Origin of the sequence: Mesobacterium hydrothermale (assembly GCF_035818635.1) — a bacterium.
GTDB classification, from domain to species: Bacteria; Pseudomonadota; Alphaproteobacteria; order Rhodobacterales; family Rhodobacteraceae; genus Mesobacterium_A; species Mesobacterium_A hydrothermale.
The window spans coordinates 119,728-132,813 of record NZ_JAYLLH010000001.1 but is presented as its reverse complement, the minus strand read 5'-3'; the positions used below and the strand labels follow the sequence as shown (position 1 = coordinate 132,813).

13 protein-coding genes are annotated in these 13,086 nt (G+C 65.7%); 5 read left to right on the top strand and 8 right to left on the bottom strand.

The features are described 5' to 3' along the window. Positions 1–3 precede the first annotated feature (3 nt). The 3 genes from VK792_RS00630 to rlmH all read left to right on the top strand — a co-directional run bounded on the left by VK792_RS00630 (position 4) and on the right by rlmH (position 2,366). On the top strand, positions 4–1,329 hold the full coding sequence (locus tag VK792_RS00630; protein ID WP_326295281.1) for a lytic murein transglycosylase: 1,326 nt from the start codon (positions 4–6) through the stop codon (positions 1,327–1,329). A 194-nt stretch (positions 1,330–1,523) separates the two neighbouring features. Then, positions 1,524–1,895, top strand: coding sequence for a ribosome silencing factor (gene rsfS / locus VK792_RS00625; RefSeq protein ID WP_435404817.1), 372 nt, complete (start codon positions 1,524–1,526; stop codon positions 1,893–1,895). Next, entirely contained in the window at positions 1,896–2,366 is a 471-nt protein-coding gene (gene rlmH, locus VK792_RS00620; protein ID WP_326295279.1) for a 23S rRNA (pseudouridine(1915)-N(3))-methyltransferase RlmH, read from the top strand. A gap of 5 nt (positions 2,367–2,371) precedes the next feature. Here rlmH and rnr read toward each other — a convergent pair whose 3' ends face one another. The 4 genes from rnr to dapE are packed head-to-tail and all read right to left on the bottom strand — an operon-like array spanning position 2,372 to position 6,822. Further along, entirely contained in the window at positions 2,372–4,651 is a 2,280-nt protein-coding gene (rnr, locus tag VK792_RS00615; protein ID WP_326295276.1) for a ribonuclease R, read from the bottom strand. Between the two features lie 31 nt (positions 4,652–4,682). Further along, a complete protein-coding gene (locus VK792_RS00610) occupies positions 4,683–5,267 on the bottom strand; it encodes a TIGR04282 family arsenosugar biosynthesis glycosyltransferase (RefSeq protein WP_326295274.1) in 585 nt (194 codons plus the stop codon). Continuing rightward, a complete protein-coding gene (locus tag VK792_RS00605) occupies positions 5,264–5,680 on the bottom strand; it encodes a GNAT family N-acetyltransferase (RefSeq protein ID WP_326295273.1) in 417 nt (138 codons plus the stop codon). Before VK792_RS00605 ends, VK792_RS00610 begins: the two co-directional genes overlap by 4 nt. Next, on the bottom strand, positions 5,677–6,822 hold the full coding sequence (dapE, locus tag VK792_RS00600) for a succinyl-diaminopimelate desuccinylase (protein ID WP_326295271.1): 1,146 nt from the start codon (positions 6,820–6,822) through the stop codon (positions 5,677–5,679). Before dapE ends, VK792_RS00605 begins: the two co-directional genes overlap by 4 nt. A gap of 204 nt (positions 6,823–7,026) precedes the next feature. Here dapE and VK792_RS00595 point away from each other — a divergent pair, with 204 nt between their 5' ends. Further along, positions 7,027–8,100 (top strand): Hint domain-containing protein, encoded by a 1,074-nt coding sequence (locus VK792_RS00595; protein WP_326295270.1) that lies wholly within the window; start codon positions 7,027–7,029, stop codon positions 8,098–8,100. Positions 8,101–8,104: 4 nt separating this feature from the next. Here the strand turns inward: VK792_RS00595 and VK792_RS00590 are convergent, their stop codons facing one another. From VK792_RS00590 to VK792_RS00580, 3 genes are all read right to left on the bottom strand, one after another. Continuing rightward, on the bottom strand, positions 8,105–8,440 hold the full coding sequence (locus VK792_RS00590; protein WP_326295269.1) for a DUF8846 family protein: 336 nt from the start codon (positions 8,438–8,440) through the stop codon (positions 8,105–8,107). Between the two features lie 59 nt (positions 8,441–8,499). Further along, positions 8,500–9,327: a 2,3,4,5-tetrahydropyridine-2,6-dicarboxylate N-succinyltransferase gene (gene dapD, locus VK792_RS00585; RefSeq protein WP_326295267.1), complete on the bottom strand. Its 828-nt coding sequence runs from the start codon at positions 9,325–9,327 to the stop codon at positions 8,500–8,502. Positions 9,328–9,407: 80 nt separating this feature from the next. Beyond that, positions 9,408–10,331: a threonine/serine dehydratase gene (locus tag VK792_RS00580; protein ID WP_326295265.1), complete on the bottom strand. Its 924-nt coding sequence runs from the start codon at positions 10,329–10,331 to the stop codon at positions 9,408–9,410. Between the two features lie 71 nt (positions 10,332–10,402). Between VK792_RS00580 and VK792_RS00575 the strand changes: the two genes are divergently transcribed. Further along, positions 10,403–11,245, top strand: coding sequence for an LOG family protein (locus VK792_RS00575; protein ID WP_326295263.1), 843 nt, complete (start codon positions 10,403–10,405; stop codon positions 11,243–11,245). A 42-nt stretch (positions 11,246–11,287) separates the two neighbouring features. Here VK792_RS00575 and VK792_RS00570 read toward each other — a convergent pair whose 3' ends face one another. Next, positions 11,288–13,069: a nucleoside-diphosphate sugar epimerase/dehydratase gene (locus tag VK792_RS00570; RefSeq protein WP_326295260.1), complete on the bottom strand. Its 1,782-nt coding sequence runs from the start codon at positions 13,067–13,069 to the stop codon at positions 11,288–11,290. Between the last annotated feature and the right edge of the window lie 17 nt (positions 13,070–13,086).

Below are 13,086 nucleotides of genomic sequence, written 5' to 3'. Positions count from 1 at the left end.
CCCATGTCCCCGCGCCTAAGCGCCCTGATCGCCATTCTCGCCGCCACCACCGCCACGGCCGCCCCCGAACGGTCGCTGCGCCCTATCGGGCGCCCGGCGGCGGACACCGTTGCGCTTGTCTCCATCGCGCCCAACGCATCGCTGCGCCCGTCGGCCCGGCCGGCGGCACCGGCCCTGCCCACCCCGGCGGTCACCGCATCCGCCGAAGAACAGGCCGGGTTCGAAATCTGGGTCAAGTCCTTCCGCCCCCGTGCGGTTGCTGCGGGCATCACCGGCAAGGTCTATGACCGCGCCTTCAAGGGGGTGCGCTATGACCCGGAAATCGTGCGCCGTGACAAGACCCAATCGGAATTCACCAAGACGATCTGGGAGTATCTCGACAGCGCGGCCTCGGACACGCGGATCGCCAACGGCAAGGCAGCGCTGGCGAAGAATGCGCGCCTGCTGGACCGGATCGAGGCGGCCTATGGCGTCGACAAGGAATTTGTCGTGGCGATCTGGGGGCTGGAATCGGCCTATGGCACGTTCCGGGGCAACACCTCGGTGATCTCGGCCATGGCGACGCTGGCCTATGAAGGCCGCCGCCGCAGCTTTTTCGAAGGCGAATTGCTGGCCGCGCTGAAGATCCTGCAATCCGGCGACACCACGCCGGACAAGCTGCAGGGCAGCTGGGCCGGGGCAATGGGCCACACGCAGTTCATCCCGGGCTCGTACCAGCGGCTTGCTGTCGATTTCAACGGCGACGGGCGCCGCGATATCTGGTCGGACGATCCGACCGACGCGCTGGCCTCGACCGCCCATTACCTGAAGACAAACGGCTGGGTCAAAGGCCTGCCCTGGGGGGTCGAGGTGACGATCCCCGAAGGGTTCGACTATGAACTGGCCAACCGCGATATCCTGAAACTGCCCTCCGACTGGGCCAGGCTGGGGATCCAGGGGATGGACGGGCGCGCCGTGCCCGACCATGGCAAGGCGTCGATCCTGCTGCCCGCCGGGGCCGAAGGCGCGGCCTTCATGATCTTCAAGAATTTCGACGTGATCGAAACCTACAACACCGCCGATGCCTATGTCATCGGCGTGGGTCACCTTGCCAACCGGATCACCGGTGCCGGCCCGATCCGGTCGGGCTGGCCGCGCGAAGACCGGGCGCTGACGTTCAATGAACGCATCGAATTACAGCAGCGGCTGACCGCGCAGGGGTTCGACACCCGCAAGATCGACGGCAAGATCGGGCCGCTGACGATCGCCGCCGTGCGGGCCTATCAAAAGTCCGTGGGATTGGTGCCGGATGGCTATGCCTCGCTGCGGATCCTCAAGAAATTGCGTTGACCTTTGCCGCAAATCCAAGCAAGGAACCGCCTTCGCGTGTGGCGCGGGTGTGGAAACGTTGAGATTCTGTGCCCAAAGTGCTACCTTTTTGATCACGAGGCCCGGCGCCGGGGCATTTGGCGGCGCGCTGCATGGAGGACATTGATCTGTCTCTTACCGCTGACACGGCCATGGCCGTTGACCCGGGGGTGCCGATGACCGGCACCGAAGGCACGGACGCAACCAGCGAACAATTGCTGGCCGCGATCCTGAAGGAACTCGATGACATGAAGGCCGAGGACATCGTGCAGATCGATCTGCGCGGCAAATCCTCGATTGGCGATTACATGGTGATCTGCTCGGGGCGGTCGTCCCGGCAGGTGGCTGCCATTGCCGACAAGGTGACCGAGGCGATGAAACAGGACCATGGCGTCTTCGCCAAGGTCGAAGGCAAGGAAACAGGCGACTGGGTGCTGATCGACACCGGCGACGTGATCGTGCATGTCTTCCGTCCGGAAGTGCGCGAATTCTATCAGCTGGAAAAGATGTGGCAGCCGATGGGCGCGGACACCAAGACCGCCGTCTGAATGCGTGTCCACCTGTGCGTGGTGGGCCGGCTCAGGGCCGGTCCTGAACGCGAGCTTATTTCAGATTATCTCGACAGGTTCGACAAGACCGGCCGGGCGCTGGGGCTTGGTCCCGCATCCGTGACCGAAGTCGAGGACCGCAAGGGCGGTGGCATGGCGGCCGAGGCCGCTTTGCTGCGCCGTGCGCTGCCGAAGGGGGCCGTTTTGTGCGCCCTGGACGAACGCGGGCAGGTCATGACATCCCCCGATTTTGCTGACCGGCTGGGGCGCTGGCGCGACGGCGGCTGTTCCGATCTTGCGTTCATGATCGGTGGCGCCGACGGGATCGACCCGGGTCTGCGCGCCGAGGCAGATTTCCTGCTGTCCTTTGGCAAGATGGTCTGGCCGCACATGCTGGCGCGGGTGATGCTGTCGGAACAACTCTACCGTGCTGCCTCGATCCTGTCGGGCAGCCCCTACCACCGGGTCTGACGACGCTATCGTTGCCGGGTGCGCTGTCGCTTGACCTTGGCCTTGGCGTCTTTCTTCTTCGCTTGCACCAGCTTGCGCCGGGGCGGCTTGCCGCGCCCGGGCTTGCCCCCCTTGCGGAATGCACCGCGACCCTGCGGCATGGCCGCGTCTTCCAGCGTCAGCAGTTCCAGCGCAATGCCCCCGGTCACCGGGGCCGCTTCGGTCAGACGCACGGTAACATGCTGCCCAAGCGTGATGATCGTGCCGCTGTCGGCCCCCATCAAAGTACCGCTGTCCCGGTCGAAATGGAAATACTCGTGCCCCAGGTTGCGCATCGGGATCAGCCCGTCGGCGCCTGTTTCGTCCAGCTTGACGAAGACGCCGAACTTGGCGATCCCGCTGATCCGGCCGGTGAATTCCGCCCCGATCCGGTCCGACAGATAGGCCGCAAGGTACCGGTCCGTGGTGTCGCGCTCGGCCATCATCGACCGGCGTTCTGTGTCGCTGATGTGCTGGGCGGTGGTTTCCAGGTTTTCCATGTCCCAATGCGACAGACCGTCGTCGCCCCAGCCATGGGCGGTGATCAGGCCGCGATGCACGATCAGGTCGGAATAGCGCCGGATGGGCGAGGTGAAATGCGCGTAAGACCGCAGCGCCAGCCCGAAATGCCCGAAATTGGCGGGCGAATAATAGGCCTGCGTCATGCTGCGCAGCGTCGCCAGGTGGATCAGTTCGGCATCCTCGGTGCCCTGCGCGTCGTGCAGCAGCTTGTTCAGATGCGCGGTCTTCAGCACCTGCCCCTTGGCCAGCACCAGGCCCGCCGCCATCGCGGTGTCGCGCAGCGACTCCAGCTTTTCCGCCGGCGGTTCCTCGTGCACGCGGTACAGCAGCGGCACCTTCTTCGCGGCCAGCGTTTCGGCGGCGCAGACATTGGCCAGCACCATGAATTCCTCGATCAGCCGGTGCGCATCCAGCCGCTCGGCAAAGTTGACCGAGGTCACCTTGCCATCGTCATCCAACACCACCTTGCGTTCCGGCAGGTCCAGATCCAGCGGTTGCCGCCGTTCACGCGCGGCACGCAGGGCGAAATAGGCGGCATACAGCGGCTTCAGCACCAGCTCGACCAGCGGCCTGGTCTTGTCGTTGGGGGTGCCGTCGATCGCCTCTTGCACCTCGGCATAGTTCAGCGAGGCCGGTGATCGCATCAGCCCGCGCACAAAACTGTGCGACCGCTTGTTGCCGTCGGCATCCACCACCATGCGGCAGGCGATACAGGCGCGCGGCACGCCTTCGTGCAGCGAACACAGGTCGCCCGACAGCCGGTCGGGCAGCATCGGCACCACCCGGTCAGGGAAATAGCTGGAATTGCCACGCTTGCGCGCCTCGCGGTCCAGCGCCGATCCGGGCGTCACGTAATGCGCCACATCGGCAATCGCGACCCAGATCACATGACCACCGGGGTTCTTCGGATCATCATCCGGTTCGGCGAAACAGGCGTCGTCATGGTCGCGCGCATCGGCCGGGTCGATGGTGATCAGCGGCAAGTCGCGCAGGTCGGTGCGGCCCTTCAGGCCCGCCGGTTTCATCGCGTCGGCCTCGGCGACCACGTCGTCGGGGAAATCGTCGGGGATGCCGTGCTGGTGAATCGCGATCAGCGACACCGCGCGCGGCGCGCTGGGATCGCCCAGCCGCATCACGATCCGCGCCTTGGGGAGGCCCAGACGGTTCTTCGGCCCGGCCTGTTCGGCCTCGACCAATTCACCGTCCTGCGCGCCGCCGGTCGCGGCGGCGGTCACCAACCATTCCTTGTCCGCGCCCTTGTCGATGGGCAGGATGCGTCCGCCCTCGGCGGTCTTGCGGAAAATCCCGACGATCTTGTGCGGGTTGGCCCCGATCCGCCGGATCAGCCGCGCCTCATAGTTGTGGTCGGCCTCGTGCACCGCTTGCAACTTGGCCAGGATGCGGTCGCCTTCGCCCAGTGCCGGATCGGACGCGCGCGGCAGGATCAGAACCGTGGGTTCCACCCCTTCGCCGTGCCATTCCAGCGGACGGGCGAACAGGTCGCCGTTGGCATCGGGCGCTTTGACCTGCAATACGCTGACCGGCGGCAGCCGGTCGGGATCGCGATAGGTCTTCTTGCGCTTTTCAAGATGGCCTTCATCCTCCAGCTCTTTCAGCAGGCGCTTGAGGTCGATGCGCGCGGCACCCTTGATCCCGAAGGCCTTGGCAATGTCGCGTTTCGCAGAAAGGGTCGGGTTCGCCGCGATCCATTCAAGAATCTCGGCCTTGGTGGGCAGCTTGCTCATGACTTTGGCCTAGCACGCGGCGCGGGGGCCGTCACCTGCCAAGGTGCAGCAGATCGGCGGCGGTGTCGACATCTGCCAATTCATCGACCAGCGCCACCCGCTTGCCCGCCAGGGTGGCGACGCTGTCGGCCAGCGCATGCGCGCTGGACCAGCGCACCCCGTCGAACAGGCCCGCCGGCACCGCCGCGCTGCATTTCAGCCCGACCAGCCAATAGCCGCCATCGGGCGCCGGCCCGAACACCGCGTCGTGATCGCCCAACGCGGCAAAGGCGCGGGCGATGTGGGGCGGCCGGACACCGGGAATATCGCCGCCGATGATACAGACCGGGCCGGGCGGCAGGCTGCGGAAAACCCGCGCCATCCGGTCGCCCAGATTGCCCGCCCCCTGCGGCAGACGCGGGAAATCCCCGGGCCAGATCCGGCTTTGCAGCCCCTCGGCATCGGGGGCCACCGCCAGAACCACCTGCCAGCGCGGGTCGCGCAGACGCCGCAACAGCCCTGCGGTCTGGTGCCGAAACCACCACGCCGCCGCCACCATGCCGATATCGCGACCCAGCCGGGTCTTGACCCGGCCCGGGTGCGGCTCTTTCAGCATGACAACCAGATGACGGGTCACAGGCTCAGCCACATGTCCCGATGCGGGATCCCGGCGTCGTCGTAATCCACGCCGTCGGGCACGAAGCCCAACCGTTCATAGAACGGAATGGCGTGGGCCTGCGCGCTTAAAAACACCCGTGTCACGCCGGGCGTCGCCCGGCAATGATCGACCGCGTGCCGCACCAGCGCCGCGCCCAGCCCGGCGCCGCGATGCGACGGCAGCACGCAGATGCGCCCGACCTTGCCAAAGTCACCCGCCGGGATCAGCCGCGCGGTGGCCACCGGTTGCGCGTCATCCAGCACCAGGAAATGAACCGCCTGCCCGTCCAGGTCGTCCCACTCGTCGGGCTCGGCGATGCCCTGTTCCTCGATGAACACGGCCCGCCGCAGCGCGTGGCACGCGGCCAGATCGTCCGTCACCGTGATGATCACGCGAAATAGTCCCGCAGCATCCGGGTGTAGATCGTTTTCAACTGGTGGATCTGCGCCACCTCGACCCGTTCATCGACCTGGTGCATCGTGCGCCCCACAAGGCCGAATTCAACCACCGGACAGTGGTTTTTCACGAACCTTGCATCCGACGTGCCCCCGGTCGTCGACATCTCGGGCACCCGGTTGGTTTCCGCCGCCACCGCGCGCGACACCAGGTCCGACAATGGCCCCGGCGGGGTCAGAAAGCTTTCGCCGGAAATCTTGATCGCCACCTCGGTCGTCGTACCGAATTCCGCGTCGACCTTCGCCGCCTCGGCCCGCAGCCAGTCCGACAGGCTGGCGCCGGAATGGTCGTCGTTGAACCGGATGTTGACCGCGCCCTTGCATTCCGCCGGGATCACGTTGGTCGCGGTGTTGCCGGTGTCTATGTTGACCACCGCCAGCGTCGAGGCGTCAAAATGGTCGGTCCCGGTGTCCAGTTCGTGGCTTGCCAGCCGGTCCATCAACCGCACCATCGCGTGCAGCGGGTTTTTCGCGCGGTGCGGATAGGCTGAATGCCCCTGCACCCCCAACACCCGGAACCACGCCGACAGCGACCCGCGCCGCCCGATCTTCATCATCTGGCCCATGTGGTCGGGACAGGTGGGTTCGCCCACGATGCACACCGACATCGCCTCGCCCTGATCTTGCATCCAGTCCAGCAGGGCCACGGTGCCATCCACCGCGTCGCCCTCTTCATCCCCGGTGATGGTCAGCACGATCGCCCCGTCCGGCGGCGTCTCGCGTACGAAATCCACCGCCGCCGCGGCAAAGGCCGCCACGCCAGACTTCATGTCGGTCGCACCGCGCCCATACATCCAGCCATCGCGGATCTCGGCTGAAAACGGTGGCACCGACCAGTCGTCCGGGTTGCCCACCGGCACCACGTCGGTATGCCCGTTGAAGCCAAAGGTCCGGTCGTGCCCCTTGTCGCCCCAGCGGGCAAACAGGTTCGACACGCCGCCGCGGTCGACACGGGTACAGGTGAACCCGGCTGCGCTCAGCACTTCTTCGAGCAGGACCAGCGCGCCGCCTTCGTCGGGCGTGACAGAGGGGCAGCGGATCAGTTTCGCGGTCAGGTCGGCAGGATCGAGCGGCGTCATGGGCAGATGTCCTTGGTCAGCTTTGCCCATTTGCTACCCGGTCTGGCGATCCGCTGCAAACCGCAACCGCAATTCTGCTTGGGCGAGACTCGGGCTTGTGCTACACAACCCAGCATAAAAAGAGCCGTTCACGGCCGGGCAGCGTTTTCAAGACTGACGATTTTTCCGATTTGTCCGCACGGCGGCAAGCAGAAGGACACAGGCATGGGCTGGTTATCATTCGACGGCGACGGCCAAAGCTGGATTGCCCCGCAACTGGCGGCGCGACGGTTGAAAGGGGTGGAACAGGCGATCCCGCGCGGCACGCTGATTGTCGAAACACCCGCGCCGACGCTGGCCACCGGCCCCACCCTGCTGCGGATGACCCGCACCGAAGGCGCACAGGGCCTGTTTTCCCTGCAATGGGTGCCGGCGATGGGCATCGTTCTGGTTATCACCGTGGGGCGCGACGTGTTCCACGCCTCGCTGCCGCTGACCGGCGATCCGGCGCGGCTGCGGATCAGTTTCTCCTGGGACAGTCCGGCCAATGTTTCGCGCCTGGCCGTCGAGAACCCCGATGACGACAGCCTGCATTATGCGATGGGTCGCGCCCCGGCCGCGCTGATGCTGTCGGACATGTGGGCGCTGGCGCGCGAACGGCACCTGAACGGGCTGGCTGCGCAGGCCGGGTTCATGGCGGTCTCTGACGGGGTCGAACCCATCGGACCGGCCCCGTCGCTGCATGACGACACCGCGATCGACACGCCGCACGGCCCGGTGCCGCTGAAACAGCTCAAGCCGGGTGACACGGTGCGCACCTTGTCCGGCGCGGTGATGCCGGTGTTGCAGGTCGTCCGGCGGTCCGTTCCGGCAGTCGGCAGTTTCCGCCCGGTCCGGCTGCGCGCGCCCCATTTCGGGCTGAAGCGCGATCTGGTCGCCACGCCGCAGCAGCGGCTGGTGGTGACCGGGGGCGATGTGGAGTATGATTATGGCGCTGATGCCGTGCGCCTTGCGATCTCGAACCTGCCACGCGGCTTTGCGCAGACCGATGACGCGCCGCACCGCGCGCCTTTCGTCAACCTTGCCCAGCTTGTCCTGCCCGAACCGGTTGCGGTGCTGTGCCATGGCGTGCCGCTCGATACACTGAACATCGGCCGCATCCGGCGACAGAAGGACCGGCTGGAACAAAGCCTTCTGGCGCAGGGCCCGCTGCACTTGCTGCCGGAACACGGGCCGTCGCCCTATCCGCTGCTGGGCGCAACCGAAACCGCGTCGCTGGCCGCGACCCGCGCGGCCTGAACGCTCAGTCCTTGTCGAAAAACGGGGTCATCTGCGCAACGATGACGCTGTTTTCTTCCAGCGCGCGTGCCATCAGCGCGGCCTCTTCCTCGTCGATCACGTGGCCTTGGGCGCGGCGCTCGTCCTCGGTGCCGTAGCCGGTCACGTCCAGCGGCGCCAGATCGGCCTGCTTCAGGATCGCCACGGTTTCGCGCACCGCTTCGGCCTCGTCCACGCCGCTGGCATAACACATCAGCGCGGCGCCGGTGCTGCCCTTGGGCAGCCCGTCGTCCTTCTTGCGCCCGACCTGCACCAGCAGGGTATAGACCTGCTGTTTCTTCGCTGGTTTGTCCTTGGACATGCGTGCCCCCTTGTCGGCGCAGGGCAGGTTTCAAACCCACCCTGCCCCCGTCTGTGCGATCAGTCGCGCAGCAGTTCGTTGATACCGGTCTTGGACCGGGTCCGCTCGTCCACCCGCTTCACAATCACCGCGCAATACAGGTTGATGCCGTTCTTCGACGGCATGGAGCCCGCGACAACCACCGAATAGGGCGGCACTTCGCCGTACATCACGTCACCGGTTTCGCGGTCGACGATCTTGGTGGATTTGCCGATGAACACGCCCATACCCAGGACCGAGCCTTCGCGCACGATGCAGCCCTCGACCACCTCGGACCGCGCACCGATGAAACAGTTGTCCTCGATGATGGTGGGGCCTGCCTGCATCGGTTCCAGCACACCACCGATCCCGACACCGCCCGACAGGTGCACGTTCTTGCCGATCTGGGCGCAACTGCCCACGGTGGCCCAGGTGTCCACCATGGTGCCTTCGTCGACATAGGCGCCCAGGTTCACGAAGGACGGCATCAGCACCACGCCCGGCGCGATATAGGCCGACTTGCGCACCACGCAATTCGGCACGGCGCGGAACCCGGCCGCCTTCCACTGGGTGTCACCCCAGCCCTTGAACTTGCTGTCGACCTTGTCCCACCAGCCGGACCCTTGCGGGCCGTTGTCGTGGATTTCCATGCCCTTGATGCGGAACCCCAGCAGCACGGCCTTCTTGGCCCACTGGTTCACATGCCAGTCGCCGTTCTCCATTTTCTCGGCCACGCGCAGCGCGCCGCTGTCCAGCGCGTTCAGCGTATCCTCGATGGCTTCGCGGGTTTCGCCACCGGTCATCGGGGTGATGGTGTCACGCGCCTCCCAGGCGGCTTCGATGGCGGTTTCAAGCTGTGCGTTGGACATTGGGGACCCTCCCGGTGAATCTGATGTTGGACGCCCTATAGCCGCGCAACCGGTGGCAGACAATGCGAAGAAACCGCGCGTCAGCCCAGCGGGTCCGGCGCGATGTTGCCGCCGCAGACCAGCACGGCGACTTTTTCCCCCGGTTCGGGTGTGTATGCGCCCGAGGTCAGCGCCGCCAGCGCCGTAGCGCCCGCCGGCTCTACCAGCAGCCGGTGCGCCTGCCACAGCCGCTTTTGCGCATCGACGATGGCGGCATCCGTCACCTCGACGCTTGTCACGCCATGGGTCTGCGCCAGACCAAAGCAGATCGCCCCGATCCGCCGCGCCCCCAGCGCGTTGGCGGCCACGCCCGAAACCGGCACATCCACCGGCGCGCCGGCGGTCAGCGCCGCCGACAGCGTGTTGCAGGTCGCGGGCTCCACCGCCACGACCTTGCGCCGCCCCTGCAGCCACGCCAGCGCGCCGGCGATCAGCCCGCCACCGCCCACCGCGATCAGCACCGTGTCGGCCTGCAGCCCCTGCGCTTCCCATTCCCGCATCACCGTACCCTGCCCGGCCACCGTCGCAGGCGCGTCATAAGCGTGGATCTGCATCGCACCCTGCTCGTCCTCCCACCGCCGGGCCATGTCCAGCGCATCGGCATATTCGCCCGGAACCACCGTCAGATCGGCCCCTGTCCGTTCGATCAGCGCGATTTTCGCGGGCCCCGCCAGTTCCGGCACATAGATCCGCGCCGGATACCCCAGCGACCGCGCGGCATAGCCGACCGCCGCCCCGTGATTGCCCCCCGAGGCCGCGACGACACCGGCCGCCGGCACATCTGACGCCACAAGCGTGTTGAACGCCCCCCGCGCCTTGAAGCTGCCGGTGTGCTGCAACTGCTCCAGCTTCAGCGCCACCGCACAGGGCAGCCCCAGGGCCGCGCTTTCCATCACCGGAGTGATCTGCGCATGTCCCGCGATCCGTGTTGCCGCCGCGTCGATCTCTGCCGTCCAATCGGTCATTGCCGTCCCCTGCTCTGGTGCATTTGCACCGGACGCTATAGGCATTGAGGATGGTGAACAAGGAAACCCAGATGACCGAAGACCGCCACAGCATTTTCCGCGACGCCCATCTTGACCGCGACACCGCGGGCCATGTGCCCGACACGGCGCAGACCCGGTCCCCGACCTATCGACTGGCCTTTGCCGATGACGATTTCCTGTGTCGCGACGAACTGCGTCCGGTCCGCCTGCAGCTGGAATTGCTGAAACCGCAGCTTCTGCTGGACGAAAAGGGGATCGCCTCGACGGTTGTCCTGTTCGGCGGCGCGCGCATCCCCGAACCCGCCAACAAAGCCAGCGCCAAGACCCCGGCCTTGGCCGAACTGTCGCGGTTCTATGACGTCGCGCGGGACTTCGCCCGGTTGATGACGGAACGCTCGGTCGCTTCGAACAACCGCGAAAACGTGGTGGTTACCGGTGGTGGCCCCGGCGTGATGGCGGCAGGCAACCAGGGCGCGGCGGACGCGGGCGGCATTTCGATCGGGCTCAACATCGTGCTGCCGCATGAACAGGCCCCGAACCCGCATGTCACGCCAGAGCTGTGCTTCAACTTCCACTATTTCGCGATCCGCAAGATGCATTTCCTGATGCGCGCCTGCGCGATCTGCGTCTTTCCCGGCGGCTTTGGTACGCTGGATGAAATGTTCGAGGCGCTGACCCTGATCCAGACTGGCCGGATGCGGCGGGTGCCGTTCCTGCTGTTCGGGCGCGCGTTCTGGGAAAAGATCATCAACTGGGACGCCCTGGCCGAGGCCGGGACAATTTCCACCGAGGATCTGGACCTGTTCCGGTTTGTCGAAACCGCCGAAGAGGCGGTACAGATCATCGACACCTGGGGGCCTGTCGCGCCAAGAGAGGACATACCGGGGCGCTGACGCCCCGCCTGACCTTACGCTTCAAGCCTTGCGGGCCAGTCTTTAAGAGGTTACGCGGCTCGGCTTTTTCTCGACGCTGCTTTCGACCCAGCGGTTGATCACCGCCATTGCGCCGTCCACGTCTCGCCCTTCGATCGACCTGCGCAGGTCCTTGAGCGCGGTCGCCATCTCGATTTCCGACAAATAGCTTTCCTGTGCCCGCAGGATCTTGTTGTGCGGGGTGGTCAGCATGTCAGGAGAGATCAGCAATTCTTCGTGCAGCTTCTCGCCGGGGCGCAGCCCGGTGATCTTGATCTCGATATCGCCGTTGGGGTTATGACGGTCGCGCACGGTATAGCCCGCTGCCTCGATCATCTGTTGCGCCAGGCGTTTGATCGGCACCGGGTCGCCCATGTCCAGAACAAAGACGTCACCGCCACGCGCGAACGATCCCGCCAGCAGCACCAGCCGCGCCGCTTCGGAAATCGTCATGAAATAGCGGGTGACCGCGCCATGTGTCAGCGTCACGGGACCGCCACGGGAAATCTGTTCCTCGAACAGCGGCACGACGGACCCCGAAGAGCCCAGCACGTTGCCGAACCGCACCATCGAAAACATCGTATTGTCAGACCGCGTCGCCAGGTCCTGCACCACCAGTTCCGCAAGACGTTTCGACGCGCCCATCACGTTGGTCGGGCGCACCGCCTTGTCCGACGACACCAGGATGAACCGCTCGACCCCTGCCTCGCGCGACGCGTCGGCCATGATCTTGGTGCCGATCACATTGTTGTTCAGGCCAGAGATCACGTTGGTTTGCACCATCGGCAGATGCTTGTAGGCCGCAGCATGCAAAACCACGTCGATCTCGTGCTCGACCAGCGTCTGGCGCACCAGGTCCTCGTCACAGACCGAGCCCAGAACCGGAACGATCTTCAGTCCGGTGGTCAGGTCGCGCAGTTCCTTGTCAATGCTGTAAAGCGCCAGCTCGCTGTGATCGAGCAGCACCACACGCTCGGGCTTGCAGGCGATCAACTGGCGGCAAAGCTCTGATCCGATCGACCCGCCGGCCCCGGTGATCAGAATGCGGCGGTTGCTGTAGGCATGGCTGACGCCGGGCAACTCCGAGGCCAGACCGGTCCGGCCCAGCAGGTCGTCCATTGCCACCGGAGTCGACCGCTTGTCCAGGTCACCGCTGCCCACCAGTTCGGCGAAGGATGGCAGCGCATGAACCTCGCAGCCCATTTCGCGCAGCCCATGAGCGATGCGCGCCTGCCGCGGCTGACTCAGCGACGGCATCGCCAGAACCACGCGGTCGATTTTCTTCTCGCGCACCAGTTCGGTGATGCTGCTGGGGGCAAACACCGGCAACCCTGCGGCGGTCAGGCTTTGAATAGTGGGATTGTCGTCGATGAACGCCACGGGAACGACCTTGTCGTCGGTGCGCAGCGCCGCGACAAGCTGCTGCCCGGTCTGGCCCGCGCCATAGATCAGAACCCGCATCCGGTCATTGTTCTGGCTGTAGATCCACAGTGTGATCTGCCGCAGCGCCAGCCGCGACGTGATCCCCAGGAATGCGACCATCAGCGTAAACACGAAAAACAGCGACAGCGGTACGTTGACTTGCAGGAACTGGTTGATCAGCGCCCCCGACGCGCCCAGCACGATCGCCATTTGCACCGTACGGTGCAGCCCGCGCGACTCGTAGGCGTTCAGCCGCAGGTACGGCAGGTCCAGGCGCACGGCGACCAGCACGCTCAGCGCGGCCAGAAACGCCAGCATCGGCAGAAGATCATAGAGCGTCGCGCTGAACCGGTAAGACGGCATCATCAGGTAAACGGACGTCACGAACGCGACGACGACCG

Bases quoted from the DNA above. Each gene is read 5' to 3' on its own strand.
- VK792_RS00630 (WP_326295281.1), top strand. From the start codon at position 4: ATGTCCCCGCGCCTAAGCGCCCTGATCGCCATTCTCGCCGCCACCACC.
- VK792_RS00595 (WP_326295270.1), top strand. From the start codon at position 7,027: ATGGGCTGGTTATCATTCGACGGCGACGGCCAAAGCTGGATTGCCCCG.
- VK792_RS00590 (WP_326295269.1), bottom strand. From the start codon at position 8,440: ATGTCCAAGGACAAACCAGCGAAGAAACAGCAGGTCTATACCCTGCTG.
- rnr (WP_326295276.1), bottom strand. From the start codon at position 4,651: ATGAGCAAGCTGCCCACCAAGGCCGAGATTCTTGAATGGATCGCGGCG.
- rlmH (WP_326295279.1), top strand. From the start codon at position 1,896: ATGCGTGTCCACCTGTGCGTGGTGGGCCGGCTCAGGGCCGGTCCTGAA.
- VK792_RS00580 (WP_326295265.1), bottom strand. From the start codon at position 10,331: ATGACCGATTGGACGGCAGAGATCGACGCGGCGGCAACACGGATCGCG.
- VK792_RS00575 (WP_326295263.1), top strand. From the start codon at position 10,403: ATGACCGAAGACCGCCACAGCATTTTCCGCGACGCCCATCTTGACCGC.
- dapE (WP_326295271.1), bottom strand. From the start codon at position 6,822: ATGACGCCGCTCGATCCTGCCGACCTGACCGCGAAACTGATCCGCTGC.
- dapD (WP_326295267.1), bottom strand. From the start codon at position 9,327: ATGTCCAACGCACAGCTTGAAACCGCCATCGAAGCCGCCTGGGAGGCG.
- rsfS (WP_435404817.1), top strand. From the start codon at position 1,524: ATGACCGGCACCGAAGGCACGGACGCAACCAGCGAACAATTGCTGGCC.